General features: G+C 66.0%; 15 protein-coding genes and 1 pseudogene. 10 read left to right on the top strand and 6 right to left on the bottom strand.

The window, feature by feature from the left end; genetic code table 11:
• The 4 genes and pseudogenes from ABGN05_RS04730 (at position 1) to ABGN05_RS04715 (ending at position 2913) form a co-directional block, all read left to right on the top strand.
• A complete protein-coding gene (locus tag ABGN05_RS04730; RefSeq protein ID WP_367952822.1) occupies positions 1 to 645 on the top strand; it encodes a glutathione S-transferase family protein in 645 nt (214 codons plus the stop codon).
• 195 nt (positions 646 to 840) lie between these two features.
• Positions 841 to 1557 (top strand): aquaporin Z, encoded by a 717-nt coding sequence (aqpZ, locus tag ABGN05_RS04725; RefSeq protein WP_367952821.1) that lies wholly within the window; start codon positions 841 to 843, stop codon positions 1555 to 1557.
• A 296-nt stretch (positions 1558 to 1853) separates the two neighbouring features.
• Positions 1854 to 2196 (top strand): annotated as a pseudogene (locus tag ABGN05_RS04720) (isocitrate/isopropylmalate family dehydrogenase); the annotation flags it as partial.
• A 72-nt stretch (positions 2197 to 2268) separates the two neighbouring features.
• Positions 2269 to 2913 (top strand): glutathione S-transferase family protein, encoded by a 645-nt coding sequence (locus tag ABGN05_RS04715; RefSeq protein WP_367952820.1) that lies wholly within the window; start codon positions 2269 to 2271, stop codon positions 2911 to 2913.
• Between the two features lie 217 nt (positions 2914 to 3130).
• Here ABGN05_RS04715 and ABGN05_RS04710 read toward each other — a convergent pair whose 3' ends face one another.
• From ABGN05_RS04710 to recA, 3 genes are all read right to left on the bottom strand, one after another.
• Entirely contained in the window at positions 3131 to 4015 is an 885-nt protein-coding gene (locus ABGN05_RS04710; RefSeq protein ID WP_367952819.1) for a class I SAM-dependent methyltransferase, read from the bottom strand.
• A gap of 120 nt (positions 4016 to 4135) precedes the next feature.
• The gene (gene alaS / locus ABGN05_RS04705; RefSeq protein ID WP_367952818.1) at positions 4136 to 6799 is read right to left on the bottom strand and encodes an alanine--tRNA ligase; all 2664 of its coding nucleotides are present in this window, start codon (positions 6797 to 6799) and stop codon (positions 4136 to 4138) included.
• A 186-nt stretch (positions 6800 to 6985) separates the two neighbouring features.
• The gene (gene recA / locus ABGN05_RS04700) at positions 6986 to 8068 is read right to left on the bottom strand and encodes a recombinase RecA (protein ID WP_367952817.1); all 1083 of its coding nucleotides are present in this window, start codon (positions 8066 to 8068) and stop codon (positions 6986 to 6988) included.
• Positions 8069 to 8341: 273 nt separating this feature from the next.
• On the opposite strand from recA, the gene ABGN05_RS04695 reads away from it, so the two are divergent.
• Positions 8342 to 9289 carry a carbohydrate kinase family protein gene (locus tag ABGN05_RS04695; RefSeq protein WP_367952816.1) on the top strand — a complete coding sequence of 316 codons (948 nt, stop codon included), beginning with the start codon at positions 8342 to 8344 and terminating at the stop codon, positions 9287 to 9289.
• A 7-nt stretch (positions 9290 to 9296) separates the two neighbouring features.
• On the top strand, positions 9297 to 10217 hold the full coding sequence (locus ABGN05_RS04690; protein ID WP_367952815.1) for a pseudouridine-5'-phosphate glycosidase: 921 nt from the start codon (positions 9297 to 9299) through the stop codon (positions 10215 to 10217).
• Positions 10218 to 10253: 36 nt separating this feature from the next.
• Here the strand turns inward: ABGN05_RS04690 and ABGN05_RS04685 are convergent, their stop codons facing one another.
• Both ABGN05_RS04685 and ABGN05_RS04680 read right to left on the bottom strand, forming a co-directional pair.
• A complete protein-coding gene (locus ABGN05_RS04685; protein ID WP_367952814.1) occupies positions 10254 to 11336 on the bottom strand; it encodes a Gfo/Idh/MocA family protein in 1083 nt (360 codons plus the stop codon).
• Positions 11337 to 11346: 10 nt separating this feature from the next.
• Positions 11347 to 12759 (bottom strand): L-fucose/L-arabinose isomerase family protein, encoded by a 1413-nt coding sequence (locus ABGN05_RS04680; protein WP_367952813.1) that lies wholly within the window; start codon positions 12757 to 12759, stop codon positions 11347 to 11349.
• A gap of 55 nt (positions 12760 to 12814) precedes the next feature.
• On the opposite strand from ABGN05_RS04680, the gene ABGN05_RS04675 reads away from it, so the two are divergent.
• Both ABGN05_RS04675 and ABGN05_RS04670 read left to right on the top strand, forming a co-directional pair.
• Complete coding sequence (locus tag ABGN05_RS04675; RefSeq protein WP_367952812.1) at positions 12815 to 13369, top strand: histidine phosphatase family protein; 555 nt, start codon at positions 12815 to 12817, stop codon at positions 13367 to 13369.
• A 102-nt stretch (positions 13370 to 13471) separates the two neighbouring features.
• Entirely contained in the window at positions 13472 to 14026 is a 555-nt protein-coding gene (locus ABGN05_RS04670) for a histidine phosphatase family protein (protein ID WP_367952811.1), read from the top strand.
• A 5-nt stretch (positions 14027 to 14031) separates the two neighbouring features.
• On the opposite strand, the gene ABGN05_RS04665 is transcribed toward ABGN05_RS04670, so the two are convergent.
• Positions 14032 to 14928: a PfkB family carbohydrate kinase gene (locus ABGN05_RS04665; RefSeq protein WP_367952810.1), complete on the bottom strand. Its 897-nt coding sequence runs from the start codon at positions 14926 to 14928 to the stop codon at positions 14032 to 14034.
• A gap of 196 nt (positions 14929 to 15124) precedes the next feature.
• On the opposite strand from ABGN05_RS04665, the gene ABGN05_RS04660 reads away from it, so the two are divergent.
• Entirely contained in the window at positions 15125 to 15406 is a 282-nt protein-coding gene (locus tag ABGN05_RS04660; RefSeq protein WP_367952809.1) for an acyl carrier protein, read from the top strand.
• 70 nt (positions 15407 to 15476) lie between these two features.
• On the top strand, positions 15477 to 16658 hold the full coding sequence (locus tag ABGN05_RS04655) for a beta-ketoacyl-ACP synthase (RefSeq protein WP_367952808.1): 1182 nt from the start codon (positions 15477 to 15479) through the stop codon (positions 16656 to 16658).
• Positions 16659 to 16669: the final 11 nt, after the last annotated feature.

Genomic DNA, 16669 nt, shown 5'->3' with positions numbered 1-16669 from the left:
ATGGCGGCGGAGAGGCCACGCCTCTTCGGCGCCGCCTACAGCGTCTACGTGCGCATCGCGCGGCTGGCGCTGATCGAGAAGGGCGTCGACCATGAGCTCGTGCCGGTCGACATCTTCTCGCCCGAAGGCGTTCCGGAGTGGTATCGGGAGCGCCACCCCTTCGGCAAGATCCCGGCTTTCGAGCACGACGGCTTCCGCCTGTTCGAGACCGCCGCGATTACCCGCTATGTCGACGAGGCATTTCCCGGCCCCGCGCTGCAGCCGGCGGACGTACGCGAACGCGCGATGATGACCCAGATCGTCAGTCTGCTCGACGCCTACGCCTACCGTACGCTGGTCTGGGACATCTATGTGGAAACCGTGTCGAAACCCCGCGACGGGGGCGCGACCGACGCCGCGAGAGTGGCCGCCGCCCTGCCCCGCGCCCGAATTTGCCTCGAGACGCTGGAAGGTCTCGAGCGACCGGGTCCGTGGCTTCTCGGCGAGCAACTCACGCTGGCGGATCTGCACGCGGCGCCCATGTTCGCGTATTTCGTCCAGGCAACCGAAGGCCGTGACATGCTCGCGACGTGCCCAGGGCTGCGCTCTTGGTGGGAAGGTATCCGGTCGCGCGACAGCTTTATGAAGACGAACGAAGGAGATTGAGCGACGCCCGCCCGCTCTACCTCTGTACCGCCCTGATACTTTATTATTTAGTGATATCTAGAATAACATCGAACCGATGTTGATGGATAACCATCAATCACAATAGTCACCCCTCCCGCGCCGCTAATATTTCTGCTTCACACCATGATTCGGAACGGATAAATGTTCCGTGGGGATTCTTGCGGGGAAGCAAACATGCAGAAGAAACTTGCGGCCGAGTTCCTCGGCACTTTCTGGCTCGTCTTTGGGGGATGCGGGAGCGCGGTGCTTGCCGCGGCGTTTCCGGAGGTGGGAATCGGCCTGCTCGGGGTCTCACTCGCCTTCGGCCTCACCGTCTTGACCATGGCCTATGCGGTCGGCGCCATATCCGGCGGGCATTTCAACCCGGCCGTATCGGTCGGGATGGTCGTCGCGGGGCGGATGCCGGCGGGGGATCTCGCAGGCTACGTCATCACGCAGGTGGTGGCCGCAGCCACCGCAGGCCTTCTGCTCTATGTGATTGCTTCGGGGAAAGCGGACTTCGCGGCCGGCGGCTTCGCCTCGAACGGCTATGGAGCGCTTTCGCCCGGCGGCTATTCGCTCCTTGCCGCCCTTCTCATGGAAGTGGTGATGACGGCCTTCTTCCTGTTCATCATTCTGGCGGTCACCACGCCCGGCGCGCCGGCGGGGTTTGCTCCGATCTCGATCGGGCTGACGCTCGCGCTGATCCACCTCGTGTCGATTCCGGTGACCAACACCTCCGTCAACCCGGCTCGCTCGACGGGCGTGGCCCTGTTCGCGGAGACCGCCGCCCTCGGACAGCTCTGGCTGTTCTGGGTCGCGCCGATCGCCGGCGCGGCATTGGGTGCGCTGGTGTGGAAGGGACTTTTCGAGAGCCGCGCAGACCCTGCCGGCATCGTGCCCGCCGAATAGGAAAACGGTTCCCGCCAGGCGGCCGGCCTTCCAGGTCGCGCCGCCGTTCGGCACGCACAAGGCAGGTTGGAGGCGCAAGGGGCGTCGCGACGATCCCGTCGCGGCGATGTCGCGCGTGCGCCGCGACGTTGAAATCGCCAGGGTTCCGTTCTATCGCCGTGGCGACACGCGACCAGCCCGAAGCCCGCGAGCAAGGCCCACCGATGAACGACCTCTCGATTTCCCTCCTCACCATATGCGGGCTCGACGAAATCGAGCGCCACGGCTCGCGCGGCGTCACCCACGTGCTGTCGATCCTCGATCCGAACTGGCCCGAGCCGATCATCTTGGGCCGTCACGCCTTCGGCGACCAGTACCGCGCCACCGACTTCCGCTTTCCCGGCAAGGGCAAGCTGACCATTAAGGTCGTCGGCGAGGACGGCCAGACGATCGAGCACGAGGTGTTCGACGCGCCGGGCTCGGGCGTCGCCATGGCGATGTACAATCTCGACGATTCGATCCGCGATTTCGCCCGCGCCTCGCTGAACTACGGCCTTCGGCGCGGCTGGCCGGTCTATCTCTCGACCAAGAACACCGTCCTGAAAGCCCATTACGGCGGCTACAAGGACATCTTCCAGGACATCGACGAGAAGGAGTTCCAGCAATGGCTCTCGATCACGGGTTTCCTCGACAAGATCGACGAGAGCCTGCAAACGGCGATGGCCTGAGGCAATGGCGGCGGAGAGGCCACGCCTCTTCGGCGCCGCCTACAGCGTCTACGTGCGCATCGCGCGGCTGGCGCTGATCGAGAAGAGCGTCGACCACGAGCTCGTGCCGGTCGATATCTTCTCGCCCGAAGGCATTCCGGAGTGGTATCGGGAGCGCCACCCCTTCGGCAAGATCCCGGCTTTCGAGCACGACGGCTTCCGCCTGTTCGAGACCGCCGCGATTACCCGCTATATCGACGAGGTATTTCCCGGCTCCGCGCTGCAGCCGGCGGACGTACGCGAACGCGCGGTGATGACCCAGATCGTCAGTCTGCTCGACGCCTACGCCTACCGCACGCTGGTCTGGGACATCTACGTGGAAACCGTGTCGAAACCCCGAGACGGCGGCGCGACCGACGCCGCGAGAGTGGCAACCGCCCTGCCCCGCGCCCGAACCTGCCTTGAGACGCTGGAAAGTTTCAAGAGGCCGGGGCGATGGCTTCTCGGTGACCGTTTGAGGTTGGCCGACCTCCATGCCGCGCCGATGTTCGCCTTCTTCCAGAAGGCGCCGACGGGTCGCGACATGATCGCCGAATGCGAAGGGCTCGCCCACTGGTGGGACGCAATTCATTCCCGGGCAAGCTTTGCCAGCACGGAAACGAACGAGTGAACCATGGATGTGGGGCTCGTTCCCCCCGAGAGTGCGGCCGCCGAGATTTCGCAGGCTGAGCGTATCGATCGGCACCCGAGAAGGTGTCGACCAAGAACCCTTGCCGGTCGGAGCATCCCCCTCGGAAAAACTCCGGCCTCCGGATGCAACGGCCTGTTCGAAACCACGCCGAATACGCGCTATGGCGTCTGCGCCGCAGGCTGGCGCCGCGGAGAACTCAATATCGCATCGCCGTGCGCACCATGTCCACGTAGCGGGTCTCCGATTTCCATGGTTGTTCGTCTCGGAGGCGATCAAGATACTCGTTTGCGGCTTGCTGGCTTTTCTCGCGCAACAGCCAAGCCACGCTAACAGATGAGAGGAACGCCGACACCCGATCCCTGGATCTCGCCGCCGCTCTCTCGGCCAGTCCGATCTTCTCATCCAGGGGGAGTAGCCCGATATCGACCAGTTCATCCGATGGAATATGCCGGACGTAGCGGAACAATCGGCTCGAGGCGGCGTCGGCGACGTACTCGAAGTGATCGGCGTAGTACTCCATCGTCACGTTCACCCAGGGACACGAATGATCATTGTGGTCCTGTTGAACGACAATGGATTCTCCGGCGACCAGCAGGGGGAAGAAATCGCGGACCACCCTGTCGTTCAGTTCCCAGGTCTTGGCGATGTCCACGAACAAGATCGCGACCGGCTCTTCGGGCGGAGCTGCCTGCATGAAGTCGCCTTCATGGATCGTGATCAGGTGCCGGTAGGAAGCAATGTTTTCTTCGAAGACATCCAAAGTGGACGACCCGAGCGGTCGATCGCCCATGATCTTCCGCGCAAAAGGCAGGGGCTGAACCCGAAACAGGTCGTAGGCATGAATGATGCCGTCCTTCTTGGACGTTGACGTGTTCCGATCCGCTCCCGATGCCAGAGCACATGTCGACCCGCCCAAGAACGAGCCGGCATCGACCAGGCTGCGTCCTTCTAAGCGAACGTTCCCGGCGAGCCAGGACAGCATCTTGACTTCGACGGGAGCGAGCATGTTCGGCGGGCTGACAAGCTCGGGAAGCGAACTCCACGGCTTCGATGCAAAGACTTCTGCTGTGAGATCGTGCATATGAACCCCCTTCTGGCCTTCGCTCGAACGATGAACCTGCCAGGCGCCGATACGCTACTCGCAAACTGCCTGCGGCGCTGCAGGGTATCGGACCCCGACCTTATCAGAAGAAGTGCGCTGCTAAGCCTTCTCCAATCGCGTCTTGACCGCGTCGATCGCGGCTTGAGCCTTCGAGCCGTCCGGGCCGCCGGCTTGCGCCATGTCGGGACGACCGCCGCCGCCCTTTCCGCCGAGCGCTTCGGACGCGACCCGTACGAGATCGACCGCGCTGAACCGGTCCGTCAGGTCGTCGGTGACCCCGACCACCGCGCTCGCCCTGCCGTCTTCCGACTGTCCGATGAACACGACGACACCGGATCCGACCGATTTCTTGCCGTCGTCGGCGAGCGGCTTCAGGTCCTTCGGCGAGACGCCGGAGACCACGCGGCCGAGGAAGTTCACGCCCGCGACGGTTTCGGCCGCGCCGGCCGCCTCAGCCTGACCTCCGCCGAGCGCGAGCTTCTTCTTCGCATCCGCGAGTTCGCGCTCCATGCGGCGGCGCTCCTCGACCAGCGTCTCCACGCGCGCCAGCGCGTCGGCCGGCGACACCTTGAGCGCCGCCGCGATCGCCTTGAGGCGCCGCTCCTGTTCGTCGAGATGGCGCCGCGCGGCTTCGCCCGTCACAGCCTCGATGCGGCGCACGCCGGCCGCCACCGGGCTCTCCGCCACCACCCGGACCAGCCCGATCTCGCCGGTGGCGCCGACATGCGTGCCGCCGCACAGTTCGATCGAGTAGATCTTGCCGGTCTTTTCGCCCTGCGTGGCCGTGCCCATGGAGACCACGCGCACCTCGTCGCCGTATTTTTCGCCGAAAAGCGCCATCGCGCCTTCCGCGATCGCATCGTCGACCGCCATCAGCCGCGTGGTCACGGGGCTGTTCTGGAACACGATCTCGTTGGCGACGGCCTCGACGCGGTCGAGGTCCTCGGGTGCGATCGCCTTGGTGTGCGAAAAGTCGAAGCGCAGGCGGTCCGGCGCGACCAGCGAGCCCTTCTGGGCAATGTGCGTGCCGAGTGTCTCGCGCAGCGCCTCATGCAGCAGGTGCGTCGCCGAGTGGTTCATGCGCAGCCGGGTGCGGCGCGCGTGGTCGACCTTCATCTCGACCGGCGCGCCCGTCTTGATCGAGCCTTTCTCGACCACGCCAGAATGCACGAAAAGCCCATCCGCCTTCTTCTGGGTATCGGTGATGCGCACCCGGAAACCCTCGCCCGAAAAGATACCGGTGTCGCCCACCTGGCCGCCCGACTCGCCGTAGAACGGCGTCTGGTTGACCACGATGCCGACCTCGTCGCCTTCGCCGGCTGCTTCCACGACCGCGCCGTCCTTCACCAGGGCAGCGACGACACCTTCCGCGCTCTCGGTGTCGTAGCCGAGGAACTCCGTCGGTCCTGCCTTGTCCTTGACGCCGAACCAGACGGTCTCGGCCGCCGCCTCGCCGGAACCGGCCCAGCTCGCACGCGCTTCCGCCTTCTGGCGGTCCATGGCGGCGTTGAAGCCTTCGACATCGACCGAAATGCCGCGCTGGCGCAGTGCGTCCTGCGTCAGGTCGAGCGGAAAACCGTAGGTGTCGTAGAGCTTAAAGGCCGTCTCGCCGTCGAGCCGGGCGCCCGCACCCAGGCTTTCCGTCGCGTCCGCCAAGAGGCCGAGGCCGCGCGCGAGCGTCGTGCGGAAGCGCTTCTCCTCGAGCTGCAGCGTCTCGGTGATCAGCGCCTGTCCGCGCACCAGTTCCGGGTAGGCCTGTCCCATCTCTCGCACGAGCGCGGGCACCAGCCGCCACATCAGGGGCTCGGCGGCGCCGAGCAACTGTGCGTGGCGCATGGCGCGGCGCATGATCCGGCGAAGCACGTAGCCGCGCCCCTCGTTCGACGGCAGAACGCCGTCGGCGATCAGGAAGCTGGACGCGCGCAGATGGTCGGCGATGACACGGTGGCTCGCGCGATTCTTGCCTTCGGCCGCAACGCCCGTCGCTTCGACGGAGGCGCGGATCAGCGCCTTGAACAGGTCGATGTCGTAGTTGTCGTGCTCTCCCTGGAGCACGGCCGCTACGCGCTCGAGCCCCATGCCGGTGTCGATCGAAGGGCGCGGCAACTCGACACGCTCTTCCTTCGTCACCTGCTCGTACTGCATGAAGACGAGGTTCCATATCTCGATGAAGCGATCGCCGTCCTCATCGGGGCTTCCGGGAGGCCCGCCGGGGATGCCCTCGCCGTGATCGTAGAAGATTTCCGAGCAAGGCCCGCACGGGCCCGTATCGCCCATCGCCCAGAAATTGTCCGAAGTCGGGATACGGATGATGCGATCCTCGCCCAGACCCGCAATCCTCTTCCAGAGCGAGGCGGCCTCGTCGTCGGTGTGGTAGACCGTCACCAGGAGCCGGTCTCGGTCGAGGCCGAACTCCTTGGTGATCAGGTTCCAGGCGAGCTCGATGGCGACGTCCTTGAAGTAATCGCCGAAGGAGAAGTTCCCGAGCATCTCGAAGAATGTGTGATGGCGCGCGGTGTAGCCGACATTGTCGAGGTCGTTGTGCTTGCCGCCGGCCCGAACGCATTTCTGCGAGGTGACTGCGCGAGAATAGGGGCGCTGCTCGACGCCGGTGAAGACGTTCTTGAACTGAACCATCCCGGCATTGGTGAACATCAGGGTCGGATCGTTGCGCGGGACGAGCGGGCTCGAGGCGACGACCTCATGTCCGTTCTTCCTGAAATAGTCGAGAAATGCCGACCGTATCGCGTTGACGCCGCTCATAAGAAAGCCTTCCAGAGACACCCGGAGCCGTCCGGGCAGACCGAACGGCTTCTTATCCACTGGCCGGGTCAGTGTCCAGAAAACACCACGGCAACTCCGCGTCCGGGAATCCGTCGATCTCTCCGCCGAATGCAAACCGCCGGCGCGAGGGCCGGCGGCATCCAGGAAGCTCGTGCGGGCGGAAACCTACATCTCTGCCGCGTCGCCGCCCTCCTCCTCGGAGCCGTGATCGAGGAACTTTTCGGCGATCAGCCCGGCATTCTGTCGCAACGCCGTCTCGATCTCGCGCGCCGTCTCCGGATTGTCGCGCAGGAACTGCTTGGCATTCTCGCGGCCCTGTCCGAGGCGCTGGGAATTGTAGGAGAACCAGGCGCCCGACTTTTCCACGATGCCGGATTTCACACCGAGATCGACGAGCTCGCCCGTTTTGGAGACACCCTCGCCATACATGATGTCGAATTCGACCTGCTTGAAGGGCGGCGCCAGCTTGTTCTTCACCACCTTGACGCGGGTCTGGTTGCCGGTGACCTCGTCACGCTCCTTGACCGAGCCGATGCGGCGGATGTCGAGGCGCACCGAGGCGTAGAACTTGAGCGCGTTGCCGCCCGTGGTCGTCTCGGGCGAGCCGAACATGACGCCGATCTTCATGCGGATCTGGTTGATGAAGATGACCATGGTGTTCGAACGCGAGATCGACGCCGTCAGCTTGCGCAGCGCCTGGCTCATCAGCCGCGCCTGCAAGCCGGGCAGCGAATCGCCCATCTCGCCCTCGATCTCGGCGCGCGGCGTGAGAGCGGCGACCGAATCGACCACCAGCACATCGATGGCGCCGGAACGAACCAGCGTGTCGCAGATTTCCAGCGCCTGCTCGCCAGTGTCCGGCTGCGAGATCAGGAGGTTTTCCAGATCGACGCCGAGCTTGCGGGCGTAAACCGGATCGAGCGCATGTTCGGCATCCACGAAGGCGCAGATGCCGCCCTTCTTCTGCGCCTCGGCGACCGTGTGCAGCGCCAGCGTCGTCTTGCCCGAGCTTTCGGGACCGTAGATCTCGATGATGCGCCCCCTGGGCAGACCGCCCACGCCGAGCGCGATGTCGAGGCCGAGCGAGCCGGTCGAGATCGTCTCGATTTCGACGACCTGCTCGTTGCGACCGAGCCGCATGATCGAGCCCTTGCCGAACGCACGCTCGATCTGCGACAGCGCCGCGTCCAGAGCCTTGGATTTGTCCACCGAATTGTCCTCAACCAGCCGCAATGAGTTCTGAGCCATGATACATTACCCCTTGATCGTCAATGAAGTCCGGGCGCTTGGCTGGACGGATTTATTTGTACACGTTTTGTTCCTTGTCTGCAAGCCCCTGCGAAGCGAGTGAAATCAACGTGATACGCGATAGGTTCGTCTAATGTTCTCATCCCTCCGCCTCGGGACGGTTCCACCAAGACTGGCCCTCGGAAAGGCGCGCGGGCGGCCGGCGATTCGTCGCGGAACAATATGCAGCGCCCGCCGCTCGACGAGTCCCAACACCTTCGGAGGCGGCCGCGCATGACACCGGGTAACATCCACCTTCTTGGGATCGGCGGCGCACATGTCGACCGGCGCGGTCAGGTGTCCGGCATGTTCGTGCCCGGCGCCTCCAATCCTGGCACCATGCGCGAGGAGGTCGGCGGCGGGGTCTTCAATGCGTTGCGGAACGTCGTGCGCCGCGGCGGACACGCGGCGCTTCTTTCGGTGCGCGGCGGCGACGGCGCGGGCGAGGCGGTGGCACGGGCCATCGCCGAGGCCGGCATTGACGATCTTTCCGCGGTCTTCCTCGACCGCTCGACGCCGAGCTACACGGCGCTTCTCGACCGCGAGGGAGAACTGCTGGCCGGGCTTGCCGACATGACGCTCTACGAGATGGCGTTCGCGAGACAATTGTCGCGCAGCCGGACGCGCGATGCCGTCGGCAAGGCCGGAGCGATCCTGTGCGACGCCAACCTTCCGGAAGCGGCGCTGACGAAGCTCGCGAGCGCGGCAGCCGGCAAGCCGCTCTTCGCCATCGCCATATCGCCGGCCAAGGTGGTGCGCCTGAAACCGGTCCTGCCGGCGCTCGCCTGCCTGTTCCTCAACCGGCGCGAAGCGGCAGCGCTGACCGGCGGGCGTTCCGACGCGCGTCCCGAGACGATGGTGGCCGATCTTCGCAGAGCCGGGCTGGAACGCGCCGTCGTCACGGCCGGTGCGGGTGCGATCATCGCCTATGACGGCGACCGGATCCATGCGATCGATCCGCCCGAACCCGACCGGATCGTCGACGTGACCGGAGCCGGCGACGCGCTGGCGGGGACGGCGATCCTTTCGATGCTGTCCGGGGTCCCCTTCCCCGAAGCCGTCCGCCACGGCCTCGCCGCCGCGAAGCTCTGCATCGAATCCGCGCAGTCCGTGCCGGACCATTCCGAACCCGCCTTTTCCGACGCGCTCGCCCTTGTTCCCGAGATGCGGGCGATGGCATGAGACGCGCATGACACCGGAATCGGCACGACCCCACCTGGACATCTTCGAACCCGTCGTGGCGGCGCTACGCGACCGCAGGCCCGTCGTGGCGCTGGAAAGCACTATCATCACCCACGGCATGCCCTATCCGCAGAACGCCGCCATGGCCGCGCGCGTGGAAGAGATCGTCCGCGAGGAAGGCGCCGTGCCGGCGACGATCGCGGTCATCGAGGGCCGTCTGAAGATCGGCCTGTCCGACGGAGAACGCGAGGCGCTGGCGAAGGAAGCCGGCGCGCTGAAGCTGTCGCGGGCGGATCTCGCCTATGCGATCGCGGAGCGGCGCACCGGCGGCACGACCGTCGCCGCCACGATGATCGCGGCGGCGCTCTCCGGCATCGAGGTGTTCGCCACCGGCGGCATCGGCGGCGTCCACAAGGGCGCGGAGACCAGCTTCGACGTTTCGGCCGATCTCGACGAACTCGCCCGCACGCCCGTCATTGTGGTTTCGGCCGGCGCCAAGGCCATCCTCGACATCGAAAAGACGCTGGAAGTGCTTGAGACGAAAGGCGTTCCTGTCGTCGGCTACGGTACGGACGTGATGCCGGCATTCTGGTCGAGCCGTTCGAGATTTCGTGCGCCTTTGCGCCTCGACAGCCCGCAGGCCATCGCCCGCTTCCAGTCGGCGCGGCGCGACCTGGGGATCGGCGGCGGCATGCTGATCGCCAATCCCGTGGCGGCCGATGTTGAAATTCCGGAAGCGGAGATGGCGGGCTTCATCGCAACGGCGCAGGCCGATGCGGCGGCGAAGGGCGTCTCAGGCAAGGAGGTCACGCCTTATCTGCTCGGCCGAATCCTGGAACTGACGGCCGGCCGCAGCCTCGTCACCAACATCGCGCTCGTCGAGAACAACGCGCGGCTCGCCGCCCGCATCGCCGCCGCGCTGACCTGATCCGGCCCGGAACGGGCTCCGTCCGAGGGCCTCCGGCTACAACTCCACCGCCTGGCCGGTGCGGGCGCTTTCCTCCGCCGCGGCGCCGATCATGACCGCCTTCAGTCCGTCGTCGAGCGAGACTTCCGGCCGGCCGCCATGGCGCACGAGGTGGAGGAACTTCCGGTGCTGGAAGAAAGTCGAGCCGTGATGGTCGCCGGCCGCCAGGATACGCTCCTCCACCTGGATCTCCTCGCGCACGGGGCGCTTGGTCTCGCGCGGCGAGATCACGATCTCTGAGGCGCGTTCGCGCCCGTCTGGGGAAAACCGGGCAGGCCCCGGCACGAAGGCCTCGATGCGCGCCCTGTCGCCGGTGGCCGCGATCTGCTCCTGCCAGTAGGAGCCCTCGGCGAACATGCACAGATCGAGCATGGCGCGTACGCCGTTTTCGAAGTCGACGATCACGAAGGCGTTGTCGATGACGTCCGGCCTGCGGCCGTCGTAGCGCTCGTCGAGAAAGTTCACGTCCATGGCACCCGACGCATAGACCCGCACGGCCTCGGCTTCGGCCAGGAGGCGCATCAGGTCGAAGAAATGGCAGCATTTTTCGACCAGCGTGCCGCCGGTGCGGGCCGAAAAGCGGTTCCAGTCGTCGACCTTGTGCAGGAACGGGTAGCGGTGTTCGCGGATCGAAACCATGCGCAGCCGCCCGGCGGTTCCGGCCGCGAGTTCGTGGCGTAGGCGCTCGATTGGCGGCATGTAGCGGTACTCCATGGCGACCCACACGGGCGCGGCCCGCCGCTCGGCCAGCCGCAGCACCTCGCGGCAGTCCTCCACCGTGGCGCAGAGCGGCTTTTCGACCAGGATCGGCTTGTTCGATGGGAGGACGTCGCGCAGGATCGCCGCGTGCGTGTCGTTCGGGCTGGCGATCACCAGCACGTCGCAGCAATCGGCGGCCAGGAGTTCGCGGTGGCTGGGGAAGACGGCGCAGCGCTCGTGCCCCGGTCCCGCCGCCAGTTCGCGGCTCTGGTAAAAAGGATCGGCGATCGCCGTGATCTCGGCACCGTCCAGCAGGCCGATGTTGCGCATGTGTTCGCGCCCCATCATGCCTGAACCAATGATGCCGTAGCGGATCGTCATGGGCTTCGCGTCAGAGATCGAGGACGGGTATGCCGAAGCACTTTGCTGCCGCTCCAAGAGCATCGCGATGGTCTCCGTATGCGAGCGCCAGATGGTGCTCGAGCGCCGCGCCCATGATGCGGTCGAGCAGGTCCCTTGCCGGAGTGTCGAAGCGCACCACGCCCGACGTTCCGGTGAACGCCATCGGCCGCTTCAGCATCTCGCCGCCGCCGATCACCGCAACCGTGCGTCCGCGCGCCTGGCTGATGCGGAAGAAGGTGACGCGGCCGGGCTTCAGCGGGAATTCGAAGAGCAGCGGCAACCGGCGGTTGGTGTGGATCGTGGCTTGCGGCGGCGCCTCCGGATCGGCCATCGACACCGGCGCCTGACCGCAATGCCACACGACGCCCGTATCGTCGCGCGGGTCTATGTCCACGAGATCGGTCAGGAAGGCCGGCGCGTCGGCGACCTTCTGGAGGAGCAGCGCTGACAGGGCGCCGTATACGTCGGCCTCGCACGCGCAGGGTACCCGCGCCTCGCCCATCATCGAGACGGGTCCGCAGACCGCACCGCCGTACTCGGTGAAGGTCTCGGGCCAGCAGCGGATGGCGAAGGCATCGTAGTTGCCTTCCCGCCGCAGCGCCTCGATGGCCGGCTTCAGCCGCAGCGACCGTTCGAGCTGTTGCTGGTCGACCGCGTCGAGGCCGGTGAGAACATTTTCTGCGGCCCCGCGCACATCAGCCAGTTGCGCCGCGTCGACCGATCCGGCGCGGGCAAAGAGTTCGCCCAGGTCGAGTTCGTCGACCCGCACGCCCGCCAGTTCGCCGATCCGGCCGGCATCGTAGGCGCAGGTCGGGAACCCGTCCGGATAGTGTCCGACGCGGGCGATGCGCGCGCCGCGGATCGCCTCGGCGGCCGCGACGCCGCGCGGATCGTCGCTGGTGGCGGACCGTGGCTCGACGTCGCGCGACACGCGCCTTCCAGAAAGGAGTTCAACCAGCGCCGCCTCCGTTCCCGCGGCATCCGGCGCGGCGTGAAGGTAGCCGAATTCGCGCCCGGCGAGACCGAGCGCATGGGCGGCGAGATTGAGGCCGCAGAAGGCGTTGAGGCGCAGCCGCCCGCCGAGACGCGGTTCCGGGACCGACCAGAGGGCGAGCGGCACGTCGAAGGCGTTCGCGGCCTCCACCACCATGGCCGCGTCGGTGAAGGTCACCTGCAGCACGAGGAGGTCGGTGATCTCCTGCCCGCGCAGGCCCTCGATGGCAATGCGAGTGGCATCGGCGTCGAAGAGCAGATGCCGGGTTCCTGTCACCTGCAGGCCGGCCGCGTCGAGCGCGGCCAGCATCGCCGCGAGCTTCTGCTCGGCGAAAGCTACGTCGAAGGTGGCGCGCGCGAGCGGGAGGATGCCGATGCGGCGTTCGGCGACGCTGGCTTTACCTGACATGAAACGCCTCTATCTGGACACTGGCCAGAGTTCCGTAAAAGGAGGGCGTCCAGCCATGCTTCGTATCTTGCTCGCGCTTGCGATGACCATCGTCTCCTTCGCCTCCCTGGCACAGGAAGACGTCATCGCGGCGCTCGAGGAAGGCGGCAATGTCCTGCTGATCAGGCACGCCCGGGCGCCGGGCACCGGCGATCCGGACAACTTCGTGATCGACGACTGTTCCACCCAGCGCAACCTCTCCGAGGAGGGGCGGCGGCAGGCGGCCGCACTCGGAGACCGGCTGCGGACAAACGGCATCGAGGTGAGCGAGGTCCTTTCCAGCCGCTGGTGCCGCGCCCTCGATACCGCCCGGCTGGCTTTCGGCGACGACGCGGTCATCCCCTTCGCGCCGCTCGATTCCTTTTTCGGCGACCGCAGCCGCCGGGATAGCCAGACCGAGGCCGTCCGCGAACGTATCGCCGCCTTCGGCGGACCCGGTACGCTGGTGATGGTTACTCATCAGGTGAACGTCACCGCCCTCACCGACATCGTTCCGCGGGAAGGCGAGGCCGTGGTGCTGGAGCCTTCCGCCCGGGGTTTTCAGGTGATCGACCGCGTGGCGTTCGACTGATCCCGGAGGCCGTCCGGTCCCGGCCTGGCGCCCCGCGTCCCTGCCTATCATTTTGCTTGCCATGCGGATTGCCTATATCCAGTGTCTCGGACAGGAACCCGCATGCATCGAATTCTCCTCGCTCTCACCCTCGTGATCTTCACGTTTCCGGCTTTTGCGACGGAAGCCGGATGGGCGCTTCTTCGCGAGGGAGGGCATGTGGTGCTGCTGCGCCATGCCTATGCGTTGGGCACAAGCGATCCGCCCGGTTTCGACATCGAGGACTGTTCCACGCAACGCAATCTCTCCGAGCGCGGCAAACTCCAGGCGCGCAAGATGGGCGCCCTGTTCGCAGCACGCGGCGCTCCGATCGAACAGGTCTATTCGAGCCGCCTCTGCCGCGCGGTCCAGACCGCGAGGCTTGCGTTCCAGTACGAGGAGGTGGAGGAATTCCCTCCCCTCGACCCGCTTCCCGCCGATGCGCAGGCGGCGGCCGAGGCCCGCGCGGCGACGATGGAACTGATTCGCAGCTACAAGGGCTGGGACAACATCGTGCTCGTGACCGATCTCGAAAACATCATGGCCCTCACCGGCCAGCCGGCACGCGAGGGCGAGGCCCTGATCATACGGCCGAACGACGACGAACTGCGTGTGCTTGGCCGCATCATCTTCAACTGAGCCAATCACCCCGCCCTCCTCATGAAGGCTTCCGTCTCTGCCCTGTCGGGTGTGCCGGCGCGGCCGCCAAACCGGGTGCATTTCAGGGCGGCGACGGCATTGGCGAAGCGGATAGCGTCCCGTTCAGGCTGCCCTTCGCCCACCGCGAGCGCAATAGCGCCGTGCCAGACGTCCCCTGCCCCCAGCGTGTCGACGACGTCGACGGCGAAAGCCGGTACGTGTGCAGGCTCGCCGGCCTCGAAGAAGTCGACGCCTTCCGAACCGTTGGTGCAGCAGACCCAGGCGCCCGTCTCCTCATGCGCCGACCGGAGCGCGGCGGCGAGATCTTCGGTTCCCGCGAAATCCCTCAGTCCCTGCGCGGAGAATGCGATGTGGGACGCCTTCTGCAGCGCCTCCGCCGCCTCTCGCACCGGCGCCTCGGCGTCGAGGATGCCGGGGATGCCGCGCGCCCGGGCGGCGGTCATGGCGACCGCGGCGCCCTGCGGCCAGCGCGTGTCGGCAAGGATCGCGTCGAGCGCATCGGGAATCGCCGGTTCCAGCCAGGACGCATCGAAACTCAGCGCCATGTCGCGGAAATTGACGATCTGCCGCTCGCCATTGGCATCGACATAGATCGAGGAGAAGGAAGAGCGTCCCCCTTCGAGCCGGCGCACGAGCGCGCAATCGACGCCTTCGGCCTCGAGCCCCGAGACGATCATCCCGCCGATGGGATCGCGGCCGATGCGCGCCGCCAGCAGCGCCTCGCCGCCGAGCCTCGCCACCGCTACCGCCGCGTTCGCCGCGCAGCCCCCGCCGATGATGGCGGCGTCGCGGGCGCGATACTTTTCGGGCTGGCGGGGAAGTTCGTCGACGGACATCACGATATCGATCACGGCGACCCCGACGGTCAGGATTCTGGACATGGTCGCCGAACCGGTGGCTGTTCCCGCCGCAACGGTTGCGGCTCATCGCGGCAGGATAACGAGTCTTGTATAAGTTACAAGACTCGAGCCGCGTCGGACTTCCAATGGAAAACCGCCCGCCCGGTTTGACATCTCGCCAAAACCGATTAGGAACCGCGCAGATCGCTTTCCCACGCTTTTCCAAGGTTGAACCGCCGTGACCAACACCTTCGACAAGGTTGCCGACATTATTGCCGAAACCAGCGAGATCGAGCGCGACACCATCACGCCCGAAAGCCACACGATCGACGATCTCGGCATCGACAGCCTCGACTTCCTCGATATCGTCTTCGCCATCGACAAGGAGTTCGGGATCAAGATCCCGCTTGAGAAGTGGACGCAGGAAGTCAACGACGGCAAGGCTTCCACCGAGGAATACTTCGTCATGAGGAACCTGTGTTCCAAGATCGACGAACTGGTCGCTGCCAAGGTTCGCTGAACGCCCGATACGGGAGGTTCCTCCCGGTCGGTCTTGACGCGGCTTCGTCGCGCCGTCACATGATCGGCCCATGAATAAACACGACGCCCTCGTCACCGGCATCGGCATCCTTTCCTCCCTGGGTGAAGGCACCGACGCGCACTGGCGCGAGCTGACGAGCGCCTCTCCCGCGCCGCGCCTCGACAGCGAACGTTTCAAACCCTACACCGTCCATCCGCTGCCCGAAATCGACTGGAGCACCCAGATCTCCAAGCGCGGAGACCTGCGCCAGATGGAGGCCTGGCAGCGGCTCGGCACCTATACGGCGGGCCTGGCACTCGACGATGCGGGCCTCAAGGGTGACGAGGCCCTCTCGGCCACAATGGACATGATCGTCGCCGCCGGCGGTGGCGAGCGCGACCAGGCCGTGGACGCGGCCATTCTCGAGGCATCGCTGACGCGGAACGATCGCGGCGTGCTTTTGAACGAGAAGCTGACGACGGAACTGCGCCCCACGCTCTTCCTGGCGCAGCTTTCGAACCTGCTGGCGGGCAACATATCGATCGTCCACAAGGTCACCGGTTCCTCGCGCACCTTCATGGGTGAGGAAGGCGCAGGGATCGCCGCGGTCGAGACGGCCGTGGCCAGGATAAGGTCCGGGCAGTCGAGCCACGTCCTGGTGGGCGGCGCCTTCAACACCGAACACCCAGACCACCTCCTCGGCTACGAACTCGCCGGCACGCTGCACCATGGACCGTGGTCGTCCGTCTGGGAGCGCGACGCGGGCCAGGGCGGCGGGGTCATCACCGGATCTGGCGCGGCATTCCTCGTAATCGAATCGCGCGAGCACGCCGCCAAACGCGGCCGCACGGCCTATGCGACGATCGGGAAGCTCGTCTCCGACCGGCTGAGGCGGGACCGCGTCGATTTCGCGCAATCCATCGGTCGGATGGTCGACGCCGTCGCTGGCGATGAACCGGCTGCCGCGGTTTCGGGAGCGTCCGGCGCCTATGGGCCGACGCGGGCCGAAAAGGCCGCATTCGAAGCCAGGCCAGACATTCCGGTTCGCGGCTTCACGTCGCTCACCGGCCACATGAAGGAAGCACAGTTTCCGTTCGCGATCGCGCTCGCCGCCCTTGCGATCCACAAGGGGGCCGCGTTTCCTCCGTTCGATCCGGCTTCCGAAAAACCCTCGCGCACGACCGGAAGGATGCTGGCGACCACGATCGGCACGCGCCGCTTCGAGGGCGCCGCGCTGCTCGCGCCTGCCTGAATGGGGATGCA

The sequence above is a fragment of the Aquibium pacificum genome, from assembly GCF_040839445.1.
Lineage (GTDB): Bacteria > Pseudomonadota > Alphaproteobacteria > Rhizobiales > Rhizobiaceae > Aquibium > Aquibium pacificus.
The sequence above is the reverse complement of the archived record's forward strand: the minus strand, read 5'-3'. Positions and strand labels throughout refer to the sequence as shown.